17 protein-coding genes are annotated in these 18,844 nt (G+C 71.4%); 12 read left to right on the top strand and 5 right to left on the bottom strand.

Annotated elements, in window-relative coordinates; all coding sequences use genetic code 11:
• Positions 1-93: 93 nt before the first annotated feature.
• The 8 genes from IH68_RS0140550 (at position 94) to IH68_RS0140515 (ending at position 10,936) form a co-directional block, all read left to right on the top strand.
• On the top strand, positions 94-2,346 hold the full coding sequence (locus tag IH68_RS0140550) for a molybdopterin oxidoreductase family protein (protein ID WP_030946259.1): 2,253 nt from the start codon (positions 94-96) through the stop codon (positions 2,344-2,346).
• Positions 2,347-2,479: 133 nt separating this feature from the next.
• Complete coding sequence (locus IH68_RS0140545; protein ID WP_030946255.1) at positions 2,480-3,889, top strand: CitMHS family transporter; 1,410 nt, start codon at positions 2,480-2,482, stop codon at positions 3,887-3,889.
• A 63-nt stretch (positions 3,890-3,952) separates the two neighbouring features.
• Positions 3,953-5,197, top strand: a complete 1,245-nt coding sequence (locus IH68_RS0140540) for an MFS transporter (RefSeq protein WP_030946252.1) — start codon at positions 3,953-3,955, stop codon at positions 5,195-5,197.
• A 102-nt stretch (positions 5,198-5,299) separates the two neighbouring features.
• Positions 5,300-5,944 carry a hypothetical protein gene (locus tag IH68_RS0140535; RefSeq protein ID WP_030946248.1) on the top strand — a complete coding sequence of 215 codons (645 nt, stop codon included), beginning with the start codon at positions 5,300-5,302 and terminating at the stop codon, positions 5,942-5,944.
• Positions 5,945-6,080: 136 nt separating this feature from the next.
• On the top strand, positions 6,081-6,728 hold the full coding sequence (locus tag IH68_RS0140530; RefSeq protein ID WP_030946245.1) for a class F sortase: 648 nt from the start codon (positions 6,081-6,083) through the stop codon (positions 6,726-6,728).
• A 192-nt stretch (positions 6,729-6,920) separates the two neighbouring features.
• Entirely contained in the window at positions 6,921-8,267 is a 1,347-nt protein-coding gene (locus tag IH68_RS0140525; RefSeq protein WP_030946243.1) for an ABC transporter ATP-binding protein, read from the top strand.
• 186 nt (positions 8,268-8,453) lie between these two features.
• On the top strand, positions 8,454-9,842 hold the full coding sequence (locus IH68_RS0140520) for an aldehyde dehydrogenase family protein (RefSeq protein WP_030946239.1): 1,389 nt from the start codon (positions 8,454-8,456) through the stop codon (positions 9,840-9,842).
• 11 nt (positions 9,843-9,853) lie between these two features.
• A complete protein-coding gene (locus IH68_RS0140515; RefSeq protein ID WP_030946238.1) occupies positions 9,854-10,936 on the top strand; it encodes a zinc-binding dehydrogenase in 1,083 nt (360 codons plus the stop codon).
• Positions 10,937-11,118: 182 nt separating this feature from the next.
• On the opposite strand, the gene IH68_RS0140505 is transcribed toward IH68_RS0140515, so the two are convergent.
• The 3 genes from IH68_RS0140505 to IH68_RS0140495 form a co-directional block, all read right to left on the bottom strand.
• Positions 11,119-12,066 carry a DMT family transporter gene (locus IH68_RS0140505; RefSeq protein WP_030946235.1) on the bottom strand — a complete coding sequence of 316 codons (948 nt, stop codon included), beginning with the start codon at positions 12,064-12,066 and terminating at the stop codon, positions 11,119-11,121.
• A 123-nt stretch (positions 12,067-12,189) separates the two neighbouring features.
• Complete coding sequence (locus IH68_RS0140500) at positions 12,190-12,912, bottom strand: helix-turn-helix domain-containing protein (protein WP_030946231.1); 723 nt, start codon at positions 12,910-12,912, stop codon at positions 12,190-12,192.
• A 35-nt stretch (positions 12,913-12,947) separates the two neighbouring features.
• A complete protein-coding gene (locus IH68_RS0140495) occupies positions 12,948-13,589 on the bottom strand; it encodes a TetR/AcrR family transcriptional regulator (protein WP_030946227.1) in 642 nt (213 codons plus the stop codon).
• A 79-nt stretch (positions 13,590-13,668) separates the two neighbouring features.
• On the opposite strand from IH68_RS0140495, the gene IH68_RS0140490 reads away from it, so the two are divergent.
• The 3 genes from IH68_RS0140490 to IH68_RS0140480 all read left to right on the top strand — a co-directional run bounded on the left by IH68_RS0140490 (position 13,669) and on the right by IH68_RS0140480 (position 15,845).
• Complete coding sequence (locus tag IH68_RS0140490) at positions 13,669-14,820, top strand: acyl-CoA dehydrogenase family protein (protein ID WP_030946225.1); 1,152 nt, start codon at positions 13,669-13,671, stop codon at positions 14,818-14,820.
• A 61-nt stretch (positions 14,821-14,881) separates the two neighbouring features.
• Positions 14,882-15,127, top strand: a complete 246-nt coding sequence (locus tag IH68_RS0140485) for a YiaA/YiaB family inner membrane protein (RefSeq protein ID WP_030946212.1) — start codon at positions 14,882-14,884, stop codon at positions 15,125-15,127.
• 94 nt (positions 15,128-15,221) lie between these two features.
• A complete protein-coding gene (locus tag IH68_RS0140480) occupies positions 15,222-15,845 on the top strand; it encodes a TetR/AcrR family transcriptional regulator (protein WP_030946209.1) in 624 nt (207 codons plus the stop codon).
• 16 nt (positions 15,846-15,861) lie between these two features.
• Here the strand turns inward: IH68_RS0140480 and IH68_RS0140475 are convergent, their stop codons facing one another.
• Positions 15,862-16,323 (bottom strand): MaoC family dehydratase, encoded by a 462-nt coding sequence (locus tag IH68_RS0140475; protein ID WP_030946207.1) that lies wholly within the window; start codon positions 16,321-16,323, stop codon positions 15,862-15,864.
• A gap of 108 nt (positions 16,324-16,431) precedes the next feature.
• Here IH68_RS0140475 and soxR point away from each other — a divergent pair, with 108 nt between their 5' ends.
• Positions 16,432-16,902, top strand: a complete 471-nt coding sequence (gene soxR / locus IH68_RS0140470; protein ID WP_030946202.1) for a redox-sensitive transcriptional activator SoxR — start codon at positions 16,432-16,434, stop codon at positions 16,900-16,902.
• A gap of 738 nt (positions 16,903-17,640) precedes the next feature.
• Here soxR and IH68_RS0140465 read toward each other — a convergent pair.
• Complete coding sequence (locus IH68_RS0140465) at positions 17,641-18,708, bottom strand: RNA ligase (ATP) (RefSeq protein ID WP_030946200.1); 1,068 nt, start codon at positions 18,706-18,708, stop codon at positions 17,641-17,643.
• Positions 18,709-18,844: the final 136 nt, after the last annotated feature.

Here is an 18,844-nt window from a genome sequence, read left to right as displayed (position 1 = left end):
CTCGTCCCCGAAGAGGCCTCCCCTCCGTGCATACCGGTCGGTATGCTCGGCCGCACAATACGAGCGTCATCGTCGCCGCCACCGGGAGGACCCGTGTCCCGCACCGCCCTGCGAATCTGCCCCCTGTGCGAGGCCACCTGCGGGCTGACCCTCACCATCGAGGGCACCCGTGTCACCGGCGCCCGCGGTGACCGTGAGGACGTGTTCAGCAAGGGGTTCATCTGCCCCAAGGGCGCCTCCTTCGGCGCCGTGGACGGCGACCCCGACCGGCTGCGCACCCCGCTCGTGCGCAAGGACGGCGAGCTGCGCGAGGCCACCTGGGAGGAGGCCTTCGACGCGGTCGCCGCCGGTGTCCGCGCGGTCGTCGAGCGCTACGGCCCGAACGCCGTCGGCGTCGTCCTCGGCAACCCGAACGTGCACACCATGGCCGGCGCCCTCTACCCGCCGGTGCTGCTCGCCGGCCTCGGCACCCGCAGCGTCTTCACCGCGTCCACGGTCGACCAGATGCCCAAGCACGTCTCCAGCGGTCTGCTCTACGGCGACGCCAACGCCATCCCGGTGCCGGACCTGGACCACACCGACCATCTGCTCCTTATCGGCGCCAACCCCCTGGAGTCCAACGGGAGTCTGTGCACGGCCGCCGACTTCCCCGGCAAGCTCAAGGCCCTCAAGGCCCGCGGCGGCACCCTCACGGTCATCGACCCGCGCCGCACCCGCACCGCCAAGCTCGCCGACCGGCACATCGCGATCCGCCCCGGCACCGACGCACTGCTCCTCGCGGCGATGGCGTACGTCCTGTTCGAGGAAGGCCTCGTCGACACCGGGGAACTGACCGCGCACCTCCAGGGCCTGGACGAACTGCGTGCGGCCGTACGGGACTTCACCCCCGAAGCCGTAGCCGGAGCCTGTGACGTGGACGCCCCCACGATCCGCACCCTGGCCCGCGAACTCGCCGCCGCCCCCACCGCCGCCGTATACGGCCGCATCGGCAGCTGCACCGTCCCGCACGGCACCCTGGCCAGCTGGCTCGTCGACGTCCTCGACATCCTCACCGGCAACCTCGACCGCCCCGGCGGCGCCCTCTTCCCGCAGGCGGCCACCGACCGCACACCCCGCCCCGCCGGACCGAGCCACGGCTTCACGCTCGGCCGCTGGCACTCCCGGGTGAGCCGACACCCCGAGGCGAAGGGCGAGTTGCCGCTCTCCGCGCTCGCCGAGGAGATCGACACCGCGACCGACGAGGGCGAGCCGATCCGCGCCCTCATCACCTCCGCCGCCAACCCCGTGCTCTCGGCGCCCGACGGCGACCGTCTCGACAAGGCCCTGGACTCCCTGGACTTCATGGTCAGCATCGACCCGTACCTGAACGAGACCACCCGCCACGCGACCGTCGTCCTGCCCCCGCCCCCGCCCTCGCAGAGCCCGCACCACGACTTCGCGTTCAACACCCTCGCCGTACGCAACCAGGTCCGCTACACCCGCCCCGCCGTGCCTCTGGAGCCCGGCCGGCTGCCCGAGACCGAGATCTTCGCCCGGCTGATCCTGGCCGCCACCGGCATGCACGGCGCCGCCCCGTCCGCCGTCGACGACCTGGTCATCGGGCAGACCCTGGGCAAGGCGGTCAAGGAGCCCTGGTCGCCCGTGCACGGCCGCGACCCGAAGGAACTCGCCGCGCAGCTCACCGGGACGACCGGCCCCGAGCGCCGGCTCGACATGATGCTGCGCCTCGGCCCCTACGGCGACGGCTTCGGCGTACGACCGGACGGGCTGAGCCTGGAGCGGCTGCTCGCGCACCCGCACGGCATCGACCTCGGTCCGCTGGGGTCGCGGCTGCCGCAGCCCCTGAAGACCAGGAGCGGCAAGGTCGAGCTGCTGCCGCAGCCGATCGCGGACGATCTGCCGCGGCTGCGGGCGGCCCTGGACCGGCTCCCGGACGAACTCGTCCTCGTCGGCCGCCGGCACCTGCGCTCCAACAACAGCTGGATGCACAACGTCCCCGCCCTCACCGGCGGTACGAACCGCTGCACGCTGCACATCCACCCCGAGGACGCCGAGCGGCTCGGCGTGCGGGACGGGGCTGCAGTACGGGTGAAGGGCGCCGGGGGAGAGGTGACCGCCCCCGCCGAGGTCACGGACGCCGTGCGTCCGGGCGTGGTGAGCCTGCCGCACGGCTGGGGCCACGACCGGCCCGGCACCCGGATGAGCCATGCCGCCACCGACCCCGGCGTCAACGTCAACCAGCTCCTCGACGGCAGCCTGCTCGACCCGCTGTCGGGCAACGCGGTCCTCAACGGAGTGCCCGTCGAAGTCGCCGCCGTGACCGAAAAGCTCAGCCCTGTGACCTGAGCAAAGCCGTGACCTGGGATTTTGCGCTTATTGCTCGCACGTCAACGTCTTGTTAACGCCGTTTGAACGGACCTAACGTCGTCGCACCGCCTGCCCGGTGGGATGTTCAAGGGCGAACGTTAGGTATCCACTCATGCTGACCATCCTCGGCTTCGCCATGATCGCGACCTTCCTGGTCCTGATCATGCTGAAGAAGATGTCGCCGATCGCGGCGCTCGTGCTGATCCCGGCACTGTTCTGTGTCTTCGTCGGTAAGGGCGCGAAGCTCGGTGACTACGTCATCGACGGCGTCACCAGCCTCGCGCCCACCGCGGCGATGCTCATGTTCGCGATCGTCTACTTCGGTGTGATGATCGACGTCGGCCTCTTCGACCCGATCGTTCGGGGAATCCTGAGGTTCTGCAAGGCCGACCCGCTCAGGATCGTCGTCGGTACGGCCGTCCTCGCCGCGATCGTGTCGCTCGACGGCGACGGCTCGACCACCTTCATGATCACCGTCTCGGCGATGTACCCGCTGTACAAGCGCCTGAAGATGAGCCTGGTCGTGATGACCGGTGTCGCCGCCATGGCCAACGGCGTGATGAACACCCTGCCGTGGGGCGGCCCGACCGCCCGCGCCGCCACCGCGCTGAAGCTCGACGCGAGCGACATCTTCGTCCCGATGATTCCGGCGCTCGCCATGGGCCTGCTGTTCGTGTTCGGTCTCGCGTACGTCCTCGGGCGCCGCGAGCGCAAGCGGCTCGGTGTGCTGACGCTGGACGAAGTGCTGGTCGAGGAGAAGGAGACCGAGACGGTCCTCGTGGGTGCCGGCTCCGGCTCCGGTTCCGGCAAGGATGCCAAGCGCACCGGCGGCTCCGGCTCCGGCACCGACGCGGACCTCCCCGAGGACGAGGACGACGGCCTCCAGGGCCTCGACCCCAACCGCCCCACCCTGCGCCCCAAGCTGTACTGGTTCAACGCGCTGCTCACGGTGACCCTGCTCACCGCCATGATCATGGAGTGGCTGCCGATCCCGGTGCTGTTCCTGCTCGGTGCGGCCCTGGCGCTCACCGTCAACTTCCCGCACATGCCCGACCAGAAGGCCCGCCTCGGCGCCCACGCGGAGAATGTCCTCAATGTCTCCGGCATGGTCTTCGCCGCCGCCGTCTTCACCGGCGTCCTGCAGGGCACCGGCATGGTGGGCAGCATGGCCAAGTGGCTGGTGGACAACATCCCGGACGGGATGGGCCCGCACATGGCCTTCGTCACCGGCATCCTGAGCATCCCGCTGACGTACTTCATGTCGAACGACGGCTTCTACTTCGGCATCCTCCCGGTGCTCGCCGAGGCCGGCCAGGCCCACGGAGTCTCGTCCCTGGAGATCGCCCGCGCCTCCCTCATCGGGCAGCCGCTGCACATGTCGAGCCCGCTCGTCCCGGCCGTGTACGTCCTGGTCGGCATGGCCAAGGTGGAGTTCGGCGACCACACCAGGTTCGTGGTCAAGTGGGCCGCCCTCACATCACTCGTCGTCCTCGGGGCAGGGATCCTCTTCGGAATCATCTGACCTTCCGGACAAGGGAATTCGGCTTCCGGACAAGGGAATCCAGGAATTCAGGAGGACTCGCACATGGGGCCCGGTAGGAACCGCGGCTGGCTGCTCCGTCTCGTCATCGCCTTCGGCTTCGCGCAGGGGGCGGTGTCGATGGCCCGGCCCGCCGTCTCCTACCGGGCCCTCGCGCTGGGCGCCGACGAGCGGGCGGTCGGCGTCATCGCGGGCGTGTACGCGCTGTTGCCGCTCTTCGCCGCGGTACCGCTGGGCCGCCGCACCGACCACGGCCGCTGCGCACCCCTGCTGCCCGTCGGCGTCGTCCTGATAGCGGGCGGCTGTGCGCTGAGCGGACTCGCGGGCTCCCTCTGGGCGATGGCGGTCTGGAGCGGCGTGATGGGCCTGGGCCACCTGTGCTTCGTGATCGGTGCCCAGTCGCTCGTCGCCCGCCAGTCCGCCCCGCACGAACAGGACCGCAACTTCGGCCACTTCACCATCGGCGCCTCGCTCGGCCAGCTGGTCGGCCCGATCGCGGCGGGCGCGCTGATCGGCGGGCCCGACATGGCGGGCACCAGCGCGCTGGCCCTGGTGGTGGCGGGTGCGGGAGCCGCGGTCGCGTTCACCTCGCTGTGGCGCATCGAGGACCGTACGGCGGTCAAGTCCCGTACGGAACAGGGCGATCGCGTCGCGGTCGGCAGCATCCTGCGGGCCCGGGGAGTCCCGGCGGGCATGCTCATCAGCCTCTCGGTGCTGTCCGCCACCGACATCCTCACCGCCTATCTGCCGGTGGTCGGCGAACACCGGGGCATCGCGCCGGCGGTGATCGGTGTGCTGCTCAGCCTGCGCGCGGGCGCCACCATCGCCTGCCGTCTCGTCCTCACCCCGCTGCTGCGGCTGCTCGGGCGGCCGGTGCTGCTCACCGTGACCTGCCTGCTGGCGGCCGTCCTGTGCGGCGGGATCGCACTGCCGATGCCGGTGTGGGCGCTCGGTGTGGTGCTGGCCGCCCTCGGCTTCTGCCTCGGCGTGGGCCAGCCGCTGTCCATGACGACCGTCGTCCAGGCGGCCCCGGACGGCGCCCGTTCCACGGCCCTGGCCCTGCGCCTGACCGGCAACCGCCTCGGCCAGGTCGCCGCGCCCGCCGCCGCGGGTGTGGTCGCGGGGGTCGCGGGCGTGGCGGCGCCCTTCGTGATGCTCGGGGCGCTGCTGTTGTTCTCGGCGGGCAGCGCCCTGCGCGCGCCGGCCGCTCCGGGCGGCGGTCAGGTGGCCGGGGCAGCTCCGGGCGGGCGCCCGGCGGACACTCCGTTGCGCCGGGCGAGGGATATCTGACGGCGAGTCGGGTGGTGCTGCGGCAACACGCCGGGCGGATGTGAAAGAGAGTCAGATGAAAGAGCGATTTGTATGAAAATCGTCTGACTCGGAGGAACGTCCATGCCCACCTTGCTGCCCCCGTCCGCAGCCGCCCGTCTGGGAGCCGCGGCCCTCACCGTACTCATTGCGGCCGGGGCCTCCTGGTCCGCGACGTCCGCCGCTTCGGCCGCCCCCGGTGACGGTGCCGACATCAGGATCCACAGTGAGCGAGTGCCCTACGGCGTCTCGAAGGACGACCCCGTTGTCTGCCGGTTCTACCTCGACGCCGCGAACTTCGGCGACCTGACGTCCGTCTCCTACACCATCACGGCTCAGCCCCCGCTGCCCACCGCAGCCACCGTGAGCGGCACCATCTCCCTCGCCGGCGGTGCCGGGCACACCGACATCCTGGGGCTCGCCGACGGCAGGTACACCCTCCAGTGGATCATTCCGCCGACCGTGCCGCCCACGCCGCCCGTCGCGCCGAAGGAGAAGGTCTTCTCCGTCGACTGCCACGGCAGGCACGACCGGGGGCAGGCCGGCCCGAGCCACACGATCGAGGACCACGGGCCGAAGGGCGGCGTCCACGCCGGCGGCGGCGGCCTCGTCGACACCGTGCAGGCATACACCCCGCTGGGCGCGGCCGGAGGCGTCGGGCTGGTCGCCGTCGGCGGAGCCGTGTACGTCCGGACGCTGCTGCGCCGCCGCTCCCACGGTGCCGAGTAGGACCTGTCCGGCGCCCCCCTCCGGGCGAGTGCGTGCCAGACCCCACGACGCAGGCCCGGTCCGACGGGCGAGCCCCGGGCGCAGGCGACGCAGGCCCTGGCACCGGACCCGCGCCTACCGCCTCACCAGGACGGCCATGATCGTGGCCGCCCTGGTGACGGTCTTCCGGTACGGGGGGCATCACCACCACCCGGCCGAATCCGTCCGGGCCGGGGGCCCGGCGCCCGTCGAGGCGCCTGCCGAACCGGCCCCCGGCCCTGCCGACGGGCGCCCTCGGGCCTCCGAGCCGGCCGCGCCCGCACAACCCGCCACCCCGCCCCGGCCACTGCCCCGGTCACCGGCGGCCGCCCTGCGCGTACCGTCCCTGGGCATCGACGCGCCGGTCATCGGGGTGCGGGTCGGCGCCGACCGGCAGCTGGAGACCCCGCCGCTCGACAAGCCCAGACTCGTCGGCTGGTATCAGGACGGCCCGTCACCGGGGGAGACCGGCACTGCCATCGCCGTCGGCCACCGCGACACGAGGTCCGGCGCCGCGGTCTTCGCCGCCCTCGCGCAGGTGCACCCAGGGGCCCGGATCGAGGTCCGGCGCGAAGACGGCCGCACCGCCGTCTACACCGTGGACCGCGTACGGATCTTCGACAAGGACCGCTTCCCCGACAAGGAGGTGTACGGCCCGAGTTCACGCCCCGAGCTGCGGGTGCTGACCTGCGGCGGCCTGTTCACCCGCAGAACCGGCTACAGCAGCAACGTCGTCGTGTTCGCCCACCTCGCGGCCACCCGCTGACCCGGGACGAGCGCGCCGCGCCGCCGCGTCCGCTTTCTCGCTGGGCGGAACGAAGGACCCGATTCCGTCATGAGTCTTCCCCCGAGTGCGTACGGTCCGTTAACTTCCGTGACTCACAGCCCGTGCGTCCCGTACGGGCCGTTCGACCGCGGAGCATCAGGACTCGCTCAGTACGCCCCCGGGGGCAGTGCCATGACACGCGCCATCTCTCTGCACGACGTGAGCAAGACCTATACACGAGGCGTTCGGGTGGTGGACCGGCTGTCGCTGGACATCCACCCCGGCGAATTCCTCGTGCTGCTCGGGCCGTCCGGCTGCGGAAAGTCCACCGTGCTCCGGATGATCGCCGGGCTGGAGGAGATCACTGAGGGCCGGCTGCTGCTGGACGGCGAGCACTCCAACGAACTGCTCCCGTCCGAGCGGAACATGGCGATGGTGTTCCAGAACTTCGCCCTGTACCCGAACATGACGAGCCGCGGCAACATCGGCTTCCCCCTGCGCGTCGAGAACCCCGGCGAGGACCCGCGCCCGCGCGTCGACGCCACCGCCCGCATGCTCGGCATCGAGGACCTCCTCGACCGCTTCCCCAGCCAGCTCTCCGGCGGCGAACGCCAGCGCGTCGCCATGGGCCGTGCCATCGCCCGCCATCCCTCCGCCTTCCTGATGGACGAGCCGCTGTCCAACCTCGACGCCAAGCTCCGCAACCACCTGCGGGCCGAGATCTCCAAGCTCACCCGGGAGCTGGGCGTCACCACGGTCTACGTCACCCACGACCAGGCCGAGGCCATGTCGCTCGGCGACCGGGTCGCCGTCCTGCGCGGCGGCGTCCTGCAGCAGCTGGACACCCCGCGCATGGTCTACGCCCTGCCCCGCAACGTCTTCGTCGCCGCCTTCATCGGCACCCCGCGCATCAACCTGCTGCGCGGCCTGGTCCGCGCCCCGCTCGACGGCGCCATGACCATCAGCCTCGGCAAGCAGTACCTGCGGCTGCCCGAACCGCTCTGTCTGGACCACCAGTTGCTGCGGGTGCAGCAGGGCCGGGAGGTGATCGTCGGGCTGCGCTCGGAGGCCATCCGCATCGCCAAGCCCGCCTCCGCCCGCCCCGGCGAAGTGGCGCTGACCGGTCTCGTGGAGCACGTGGAGTTCCAGGGCCACGAGGTCCTCGTCCACTTCAACACCGGTTCGCAGCCCGCCGTCGTACCGGACCTGGAGGCCCCGCGTCTTGCTTCCCGCCCGTCCCGGCGCCGCCGCCGGGAGGGCGGCCCGACCGTCCTGGAGCGCCTGCGGGACCGCGCGGGGGCCCTGCGGGCCGGGCCTGTGGTGGTCATGGACGACCCGGCGGACGCCGACCCGGCCGAGCCGGTGTCCGCCGAGGCTCGCCTCCCGGGTGACCTGGTGGTCCGGACCACGCCCGATATTGAACTCCGGCATGGGATGCAGGTGCCGCTGCTTGTCGATATCGCCCATCTGTTCGTCTTCGATCAGCACGGGGAGCGGATTTGTCCGGCTCCGGCTCGGCTGCCCGATCTCGACGAGTGAGGTTTTGCTCCGCAGGGGGTGCCGGGATGGGTTGATCGGAGTCTGCGGCTCCGTTGTGGCTTGTCGCGCAGTTCCCCGCGCCCCTTCAGGGCGGTGCCGATCTGGCGGTTGAAAACTACCGGCGCTAGTTTGTGTGCCTGTCGATAGGTTGTCACGCGGACGACGTCCCCGCCTCGGAGGAGCACGATGAAGGCTTACGACGGCATGTACATCGGCGGTGCCTGGCGCCCCGCCGCAGGCCAGGACGCGATCGACGTCGTGAACCCGGTCGACGAACAGGTCATTTGTCGTGTTCCCGCCGGTACCGCCGCGGATGTCGACCACGCCGTACGGGCCGCCCGCGCCGCCTTCCCCGCCTGGGCCGCGACCCCGCCCGCCGAGCGGGCCGCCCGGCTGGCCGCCCTGAGGGACGTCCTCGTGGCCCGCAAGGACGAGATCGCCGAGACGGTCACCGCCGAACTCGGCTCGCCCCTGCAGTTCTCGCAGAACGTCCACGCCGCCGTGCCGATCGCGGTCGCGGGCTCCTACGCCGAGCTGGCGGCGACCTACGCCTTCGAGGAGAAGGCCGGCAACTCGACCGTCCACCTGGAGCCGGTCGGCGTGGTCGGCGCGATCACCCCCTGGAACTACCCTCTGCACCAGATCGTCGCCAAGGTCGCCCCGGCCCTCGCGGCGGGCTGCACCGTGGTCCTGAAGCCCGCCGAGGACACCCCGCTCACCGCGCAGCTCTTCGCCGAGGCGGTCCACGAGGCGGGCGTCCCCGCGGGCGTCTTCAACCTGGTCACCGGTCTCGGCCCGGTCGCGGGCCAGGCCCTCGCCGAGCACCCGGGCGTCGACCTGGTCTCCTTCACCGGCTCCACGGCCGTCGGCCGGCAGATCGGCGCGACGGCTGGCGCCGCGATCAAGAAGGTCGCCCTGGAGCTGGGCGGCAAGTCCGCCAACGTCATCCTGCCGAGCGCCGACCTCGCCAAGGCCGTCAATGTCGGCGTCGCCAACGTCATGTCCAACTCCGGGCAGACGTGCAGCGCCTGGACCCGCATGCTCGTCCACCGGGACCAGTACGAGGAGGCGGTCGGGCTGGCCGCCACCGCCGCCGCCAAGTACGGCGACCGCATCGGCCCGGTGGTCAACGCCAAGCAGCGGGCGCGGGTGCTCAGTTACATCGACAAGGGCCTGGCGGAGGGCGCGCGGCTGGTCGCCGGCGGCACCGAATCCCCGCGCGAGCAGGGCTACTTCATCTCCCCGACGGTCTTCGCCGACGTCACCCCCGAGATGACGATCGCCCAGGAGGAGATCTTCGGCCCGGTCCTGTCCATCCTCCGCTACGAGGACGAGGAGGACGCCCTGCGCATCGCCAACGGCACGGTCTACGGCCTCGCGGGCGCCGTCTGGGCCGGCGACGAGGCGGAGGCGGTGGCCTTCGCCCGCCGTATGGACACCGGCCAGGTCGACATCAACGGCGGCCGCTTCAACCCCCTTGCCCCCTTCGGCGGTTACAAGCAGTCGGGCGTCGGCCGCGAGCTCGGCACGCACGGGCTGTCCGAGTACCTCCAGACCAAGTCCCTGCAGTTCTGAGGAGCGTATCCATGGTTCGCGCAGCAGTCCTTCCCGCCGTGGGTGCCCCGCTGGAGATCACCGGCATCGACCTCCCGGACCCCGGCCCCGGCCAGGTCCGCGTCCGTCTCGCCGCCGCCGGGGTGTGCCACTCCGACCTCTCCCTGTCCAACGGCACCATGCGGGTGCCGGTCCCCGCCGTCCTCGGCCACGAGGGCGCCGGCACGGTCGTCGCCGTCGGCGAAGGCGTCACCCATGTCTCGCCCGGCGCCGAGGTCGTCCTCAACTGGGCGCCGTCCTGCGGCAGTTGCCACGCCTGCACGCTCGGCGAGGTGTGGCTGTGCGCCAACGCCCTGAACGGCGCCGCGGACGTGTACGCCCACCGCTCCTCCGACGGCTCCGACCTCCACCCCGGCCTGAACGTCGCCGCGTTCGCCGAGGAGACGGTCGTCTCGGCAGGCTGCGTCCTGCCCCTCCCGGAGGGGATCCCCCTCACGGACGCCGCCCTCCTGGGCTGCGCGGTCCTCACCGGGTACGGCGCCGTCCACCACTCGGCGCAGGTCCGGCCGGGCGAGACGGTGGCGGTGTACGGCGTCGGAGGAGTGGGCCTGGCCGCGCTCCAGGCGGCCCGCATCGCGGGCGCCGCACGCATCGTCGCCGTCGACGTCTCCCCGGAGAAGGAGGAGCTGGCGCGCGGCGCAGGCGCCACGGACTACGTCGTCGCATCCGAGACGACGGCCAGGGAGATCCGCGGACTGACCGACAAGCAAGGCGTCGACGTGGCGATCGAATGCGTGGGCCGTGCGTCGACGATCCGCACGGCCTGGGACTCCACCCGCCGCGGCGGCCGCACGACGGTGGTCGGCATCGGCGGAAAGGACCAGCAGGTCACCTTCAACGCCCTCGAGATCTTCCACTGGGGCAGGACCCTCGCGGGATGCGTGTACGGCAACTCGGACCCGGCGAAGGACCTCCCGGTGCTGGCCGAGCACGTCCGGGCGGGCCGCCTGGACCTGGGCGCACTCGTGACGGAACGGATCGGCCTGGACGGCATCCCGGCGGCGTTCGAGAACATGCTGGCGGGAAGAGGCGGACGCGCGCTGGTCACCTTCTGACCGGCGTTGGCATTTACAGCCCGTCCGGCGTTTGAGGACGAGGCCGTTCAGGCCGATGGGGGTTTGGGGCGGAGCCCCCAGATGCTCCGTACAACCATCGTGCACACCCGTTGTCCGGCTACATCATCGCCCTGTCCGTGATCGCCCTGCTGTCCATCAAGGTCCTTGCGGGCCGGGTGCGTTCAGGCTGATTCCGAGGCACCCTCGGGCTGCGGTTCCGGAGTGCTCTCCGGCGCCGCAGCCCGCACGGCCGCAGTCCTCGGCCGCGACCGGGAAACCGCGACGCCCGCCAGGCACAGCACACCGCCGCCCAGCGTGAGCAGCCCCGGCACCTCACCGAGCGCCAGCCACGACATCAGCACGACCAGCGCGGGCACCGCGTACGTGGTCGCCCCCATCCGGCTGGCGGTCGTGCGAGCCAGGGCATACGCCCAGGTGGTGAAGGCGAGAGCGGTCGGGAACACCCCCAGATACACCATGTTGAGCGTCGCCGACAGCGGCGCGTCGGCCGCCTCGCCCACCAGCTGCCCGGCGAACGGCAGACACCCCACCGCCCCGACGAGACACCCGAACGTCGTCACCTGCAGGGCACTGGCCTTCGCCAGGGCGGGCTTCTGCGCGACGACACCACCCGCATAACCGACCGCCGCAAGCAGACACAGCACCACCCCGAGCACCGACGACCCGCCGCCTCCCGACATCGACAGCCCGACCGCCACCGCCCCCGCGAACGACACCGCCATCCCCGCCAGCAGCCGCGGCGGCATCGGATCCCCGAGCAGCCGCGCACCGAGCAGGGCGATGAGGATGGGCCCGATGTTCACCACCAGCGCCGCAGTACCGGCGTCGACCTGCTGCTCCCCCCAGTTCAGCACCACCATGTAGAACCCGAACCAGAGCACCCCGGATATCGCGATCCCCCGCCAGGCGCTTCGCGGCGGCAACCCTTCCCGCCGTAGCAGCCAGATCGCCCCGAGGGAGATCGCCCCGGCCGACAGCCGCCCGAGCGCCAACGCCCCCGGCGAATAAGCAGCACCGGCGCTCCGGATCGAGACGAAGGCGGAGGCCCACAACACGACGGTGACCGCAGCGGCAGCGGGGGCGAGGAGGTCGGTACGACGGGAGTTCATCATGCTCCAGAGGCTAGGAGGGGAATGAGGTTGGGGCTCGCGGATTTCGGACGGTGACTGCAGCGCCCCTCAAGGGGCGCGGGGAACTGCGCGACCAGCCACGACGGACCAGCAGGTTCGCAACTACCGCAGTGAATCGGCCTCGATGCCCAGCAGGTCGTGCATCGCCCGCTCACCCGACGGAGTCACTTTCACCGCCCGCTCGGAGCCGATCCGTACACACCAACCCGAATCCAGCACATGCCGACAAAGCGCTGCCCCGGCGACTCCCGCCAGATGCGGCCGCCGCTCAGTCCAGTCAAGGCACGCACGGGCCAACGGCCGCCGGCCCCTGCGGTCGAGGGAGAGACCGATGGTGTCGAACCATCGAACCCCCGCGTCGGTCAGAGCGAACCCCGCGTCCTGCCGCAAAAGCCCGCGCAACGTCATCGCATCGGTCACCGCAATCCCCAGCCGCCCGGCCAGATGGTCGTAACAAGTCCGCCCCCGCGCCATCGCCGACCCGGCGCTCGACTCCCGCAGGTTCCGTGGCCGTGCGGCCGCGCCCGGCGAGACCTGCGCGGCGAGGTCCTCCACGAGCTGGGCGACCCGCGCGTCGGCAAGGCGCACATACCGGTGCCGTCCCTGTCGCTCCTCCGCGAGGAGGTTGCCCGCGACGAGCTTGCCCAGATGTTCGCTCAGCGTCGACGCGGCGACCCCCGCATGCCGCGCCAGCTCACCGGCGGTCCACGCCCGCCCGTCGAGCAGCGCCAGCAGACAGGTGGCCCGTGTCTCGTCGGCGATCAGCCCGGCGAGCCGGGCCAGCCGAGGGGCCTGGGGTTCCCTGGTGGTCATGCACCCCAGCATGGGACACGGACAGTTCGGCGGTCGCCGAAGTGTGGCTAGACGGCCCGCTTCACCTGCTCGTACTGCTGCACCAGGCCGTCGAGGAGAGCCGTGAGCCCCGTCTCGAAGGCCCGCTCGTCGATCTTCTCCTGCTGCTCGGCGAGCAGGTGCGCCTGGCCGAGGTGCGGATAGTCGGCGGGGTCGTACGCGCTCTGGTCGTCCACGAAGCCCCCGGCGAAGGAGCCGAGCGCGGAGCCCATGATGAAGTACCGCATCAGCGCGCCGATGGAGGTGGCCTGCGCCGGCGGCCAGCCCGCGTCGACCATCGCGCCGTAGACGGCGTCCGCGAGGCGCAGTCCGGCGGGACGGCGCCCCGGCCCCTGGGCGAGCACCGGGACGATGTTGGGGTGGTCGCGCAGTGCGGCCCGGTAGGAGACGGCCCAGTCGTGCAGTGCGGTCCGCCACTCGCGGCCGTCCTCGAACATCGACAGGTCGACCTGCGCGCTCACCGAGTCGGCGACCGCCTCCAGGATCTCGTCCTTGGTGCGGAAGTGGTTGTAGAGCGAGGGCCCGCTCACCCCCAGTTCCGCGGCGAGCCGACGCGTGGAGACGGCCGCGAGGCCCTCCGAGTCCACCAGCGCGCGTGCCGTCTCGACGATGCGGTCGGTGCTGAGCAAGGGCTTGCGCGGTCGGGCCATGGCGCACATAGTAGGGCTGCGCGAGTGAAACTAGCAGTGCTAATTTAAATGTGCAGTATCTCGAGTGGGGTGACCGGTCATGAATCTGGAGCTCAGTGACGAGCAGGAAGCCGTCCGGCGGCTCGCCAAGGACTTCGTGGACCGCGAGATCGCCCCGAACGTCATCGCCTGGGACCGGGCCGAGGAGGTCGACCGGTCCATCGTGAAGAAGCTCGGCGAGGTCGGCTTCCTCGGTCTGACCGTCGACGAGGAGTACGGCGGCTCGGGCGGCGATCACCTCGCGTACTGCCTGGTCACGGAGGAGCTCGGGCGCGGTGACTCCTCCGTGCGCGGCATCGTGTCCGTGTCGCTAGGCCTGGTCGCCAAGACGATCGCCGCCTGGGGGAGCGAGGATCAGAAGCGGCAGTGGCTGCCAGGACTCACCTCCGGCGAGTACGTCGGCTGCTTCGGCCTCACCGAGCCGGGCACCGGCTCCGACGCCGGCAACCTCTCCACGCGCGCGGTGCTCGACGGCGACGACTACGTCATCAACGGCGCCAAGATGTTCATCACCAATGGCACCTGGGCCGATGTGGTGCTGCTGTTCGCCCGCTCCACCGACGCCCCCGGCCACAAGGGCGTCTCCGCCTTCCTGGTGCCGACCGACACCCCCGGCCTCACCCGCCGCACCATCCACGGCAAGCTCGGACTGCGCGGCCAGGCGACCGCCGAACTGATCCTGGAGGACGTCCGCGTGCCCGCCTCCGCGATGCTGGGGGAGGAGGGCAAGGGCTTCTCGGTCGCCATGTCGGCCCTGGCCAAGGGGCGGATGTCGGTCGCGGCGGGCTGTGTGGGCATAGCCCAGGCCGCGCTGGACGCGGCGGTGCGGTACGCGGGCGAGCGCGAGCAGTTCGGCAAGTCCATCGCGCAGCACCAGCTCGTACAGGAGCTGATCAGCGACATCGCCGTCGACGTGGACGCGGCCCGCCTGCTGACCTGGCGGGTCGCCGACCTGATCGACCGCGGGCAGTCCTTCGCCGTCGAGTCGTCCAAGGCCAAGCTCTTCGCCTCGGAGGCCGCCGTCCGCGCCGCCAACAACGCCCTCCAGGTCTTCGGCGGCTACGGCTACATCGACGAGTACCCGGCGGGCAAGCTACTGCGCGACGCCCGTGTGATGACCCTCTACGAGGGCACCAGCCAGATCCAGAAACTGCTCATCGGGCGTGCCCTGACGGGGGTTTCGGCGTTCTGAGTACCTGAGCTGAGTATCTCGGCGGATGTGGGGCCGGCCACATCCGCCGACCCTTGTCCCCATGAGTGACACATCCGGAAAGCAGCAGAACACCGCGGCCTTCTACGGCCAGGCCGTCGCCTCCTTCGCGATCGCCATGGCCGCGACCGCCATCGGTATCTTCCGGCTGAACGCCGACGCCTGGGTGCGGGCGTTCCTCGGGATCGCGGTCCTGTACCTCGTCACCTCCGCCTTCACCCTCGCCAAGGTGATCCGCGACCGGCAGGAGGCGACGGAGCGCGCGTACCACCCCTTTGAGAAGCTCTGAGCCCCTTTCGAGAAGCTCTGAGCGGCCACGCTAAGCGCTCGCTCACCTTGGGCGGTATGGTGGGGTGTCTGTCTGCGAGAGGGGCGAGCGAGCGATGAGTACGGCGGAGGAGACGGCCGGCGGCGAGACGTCCGCGTGGGGTGAGGTCACGCCCGACGCGGCCCGACGGCTGCTGATCGCCGCGGTGGAGGCCTTCGCCGAGCGCGGGTACCACGCCACGACGACCCGTGACATCGCGGGCCGCGCCGGCATGAGCCCTGCCGCGCTCTACATCCACTACAAGACCAAGGAAGAGCTGCTCCACCGGATCAGCCGGATCGGCCACGAGAAGGCCCTGGAGATCCTGCAGACGGCGGCCCGGCGCGAGGGCACCGCGACCGAGCGGCTCGCCGACGCCGTGAGCTCCTTCGTCCGCTGGCACGCGGGCGGCCGGACGACCGCCAGGGTCGTGCAGTACGAACTGGACTCGCTCGGCCCGGACGCCCGCGAGGAGATCCTTGCGCTGCGCCGGCAGTGCGACGCGGAGGTGCGGGGGATCATCGAGGACGGCATCGCGTCCGGCGAGTTCCAGGTGCTGGACGTCAAGGGCACCACTCTCGCCGTCATGTCGCTCTGCATCGACGTCGCCCGCTGGTTCAACGTCGACGGGCCCTGGACGCCCGACGAGGTCGGCGCGCTCGACGCCGACCTCGTGCTGCGCATGGTGGGGGTCAAGTAGCCCGCCGGGCCACTGCTCAGACGTAGAAGCGGGCCACCGACTCGGCCACGCAGACCGGCTTGTCCCCGCCCTCGCGCTCCACGGTGTAGGCGACGGCCAGCTGGACGCCGCCCGGGACGTCCTCGACGCTGCTGATCTTCCCGGTGGCGCGAAGGCGCGAGCCGACCGGGACGGGGGCGGGGAAACGGACCTTGTTGGTGCCGTAGTTGACGCCCATCTTCACGCCCTCGACGCTCATCAGCTGAGGGCCGAAGAGCGGCAGCAGCGACAGGGTGAGATAGCCGTGCGCGATCGTCGTCCCGAAGGGGCCCGCCGCGGCCTTCTCCGGATCGACGTGGATCCACTGGTGGTCGCCGGTGGCCTCCGCGAAGAGATCGATCCGCTTCTGGTCGATATCCAGCCAGTCGGTGTACCCCAGCTGCTCGCCAACGGCCGCCTTGAGCTCGTCGACCGACGTGAAGATTTTCGGCTCTGCCATGTCCCGGCCTCCCATGCCTCGCAATGTCTAAGCAACTGCTTAGCATGGTCGCCCGCGAAACCAATGTCAACGGACAACGGCCGGGTACGGATGGGTAGGGTTCGAGGGATGCCCCAGATTCCAGAGAAGATCCACGAGCTCACGGTCGGCCAGCTTGCCGCGCGCAGCGGCGCCGCCGTCTCCGCCCTGCACTTCTACGAGTCCAAGGGTCTGATCAGCAGTCGGCGGACCGCGGGCAACCAACGCCGTTACCACCGCGACACGCTGCGCCGGGTCGCCTTCGTGCGCGCCGCACAGCGCGTCGGCATCCCCCTGGCCACCATCCGCGAGGCGCTCGCCGAGCTCCCCGAGGAACGCACCCCCACCCGGGAGGACTGGGCCCGTCTCTCCGAGGCCTGGCGCTCCGAACTCGACCAGCGCATCAGCCAGCTCAACCGCCTCCGCGACCACCTGACGGACTGCATCGGCTGCGGCTGCCTGTCGCTCGACGGCTGCGTCCTGTCCAACCCGGACGACATGTTCGGCGAACGGCAGACGGGTTCGCGCCTGATGGTAGAACGACGACGAAAGCGCGCGTAGCGGCCTACGGCCGGTGAGGCCCGCGTGGCCTACGGCCGCTGAGGCCGGGGCAGCCTGCGGCCGGGCGAGTCGGCTCCCGTGGCGAAGGATGCCGCCGACGCGGCGGGCGGGGCGGGCGGCGGTCTGTTCGACCGGCCCCAGCTCTGCTTCCAGGGCAGCAGTGTCGCGTCCGGCAGTGCCACCGCAGTCGTCGGTCAGGCCTGCGTAGCGTGCTGCCGGCGAGACCCAGGCAGCCTGCGGGCGCCGAGGCTGGGGCAGCGTGCGGCCGGTGAGGCCCGCCTACCCGCGGCCAGTGAGCCCCGCGCAGCCTACGGGCACCGAGGCTGGGGCAGCCTGCGGGCGGCGAGACCCGGCAGGCTGCGAGCGCCGAGGCCCGCCTACCCGCGGCCAGTGAGGCCCGCGTGGCTTGCGGCCGGTGAGGCTGGGGCAGCGTGCGGGCGGCGAGACCCGGCAGCCTGTGGGTGGGGAGGCCCGCTTACCCGCGGCCAGTGAGGCCCGCGTGGCCTGCGGCTGCCGAGGCCGGGGCAGCCTGCGGCTGGCGAGACCCGGGCAGCCTGCGGGCGGCGAGACCCGGGCAGCCTGCGGGCGGCGAGGCCCGCGTAGCCTGTGGGCAGTCGCGGGTCGTTGGGGTGGCTCCCGGCCCAAAGAAAGCGGTACCCCGCCGGCGTGGCAAGTGACACCGCCGCCCGCCCGCCCGCCCGCCCGCCCGCACCGGCACCGGTCATACGCCACCCTCGTTCACTCGTACTCCGTGCCGCCCTTCCGCGTCAGATAGGCCGCACTCACCGCTTTCGCGATCGCCCGGCCCCCGGTCACGGGGCTGTACCGCTCGACGGCAGGTCGGATCACGACCCCCTCCCGCAGATGCAGCCCCCGCCCCGACACGGTCTCCCGCCCGCTCGCAACCTCCAGCACACGATCGATGTCGTACGCCCCCTCGAAGAGCCGCGGCACCAACGGCAGCTCCCCGCCCAGCAGTTCGGCCGCATCAAGCCACCGCACAGTGCCGTCGATCTCCGCGGAGACGTCGAACACGGCGTACCCCAGGCTCTCGCGCCGCCCGTCCGCGCCGTACGTCAGGTCCTGGACCCCCGCGCCGTACACCTCGCCGAAGATCCCGACCCGGCGTGCCCCCAGGCGCTCGGCGAGCCGGGCGGCGACCTCGGCGACGCCGTGGCCGTGCATCGCCCGCCAGTACAGATTGCGCGGATCCTCCTTCAGGGCCAGGGACTTGGCGCCGAAGCCCTTGGAGGAGACGTGCACGCGGTCCTCTTCGGCGAGATAGGTCAACAGGCAGGCCGAGCCGTGCAGCTTCTCGGTCAGGACCACAGCCTCGCCCGGTGTGAAGATGTCCGGAAACCGCTGGATGTTCTCGATGTCCACCCAGGGCAGCAGTTCGGGCGCGGACTCGACCTCGCCGTCCATCGTGGGCGGGATCGGCGGCACCCACTTGGTGATGCCGAGCTGCTCCGCGAAGTCCGTCCCGTCCAGCGCGGCCCGCGCGAGGTCGACGTCCGCCAGGGCCTTCGGCCGGCACACGATGCCCTGCGACAGCTCACCGCGCAGCCGCACCGCCTTGACACGGTCCGAGTTGCTCCCCGCCAGCCGCCCGGTCAGCCCCAGCTCCTCGATCAGCCCGGTGGGCAGCACGGACTGCTCGGGGATGTACACGGCGGCGTCGCCGGTGCGGTACGCGCCCTTGGCGACGACGGCCCGGTACAGGCCCACCTGGGCCAGTTCGAGCGCATCGGCGTTCGGATGCTCGTGGACGGTCAGCACTTCGGCGGTGACGCGCAGCGTCGACATGGGGACTCCTAGGCTTCCGGGGTCGCTCGGTTCGGTTTCATCGCCTCCCAACTGTCCGGACGGGAAAGGGGTGGAGCGAGCGGATTAGCGGCTGGTAACGTCGCGATCTTCGGCTGGCACGGCATGCCGCGCACGG

This window comes from Streptomyces sp. NRRL S-646 (assembly GCF_000720765.1).
Lineage (GTDB): Bacteria > Actinomycetota > Actinomycetes > Streptomycetales > Streptomycetaceae > Streptomyces.
This window is presented reverse-complemented; position numbering and strand designations above follow the sequence as displayed.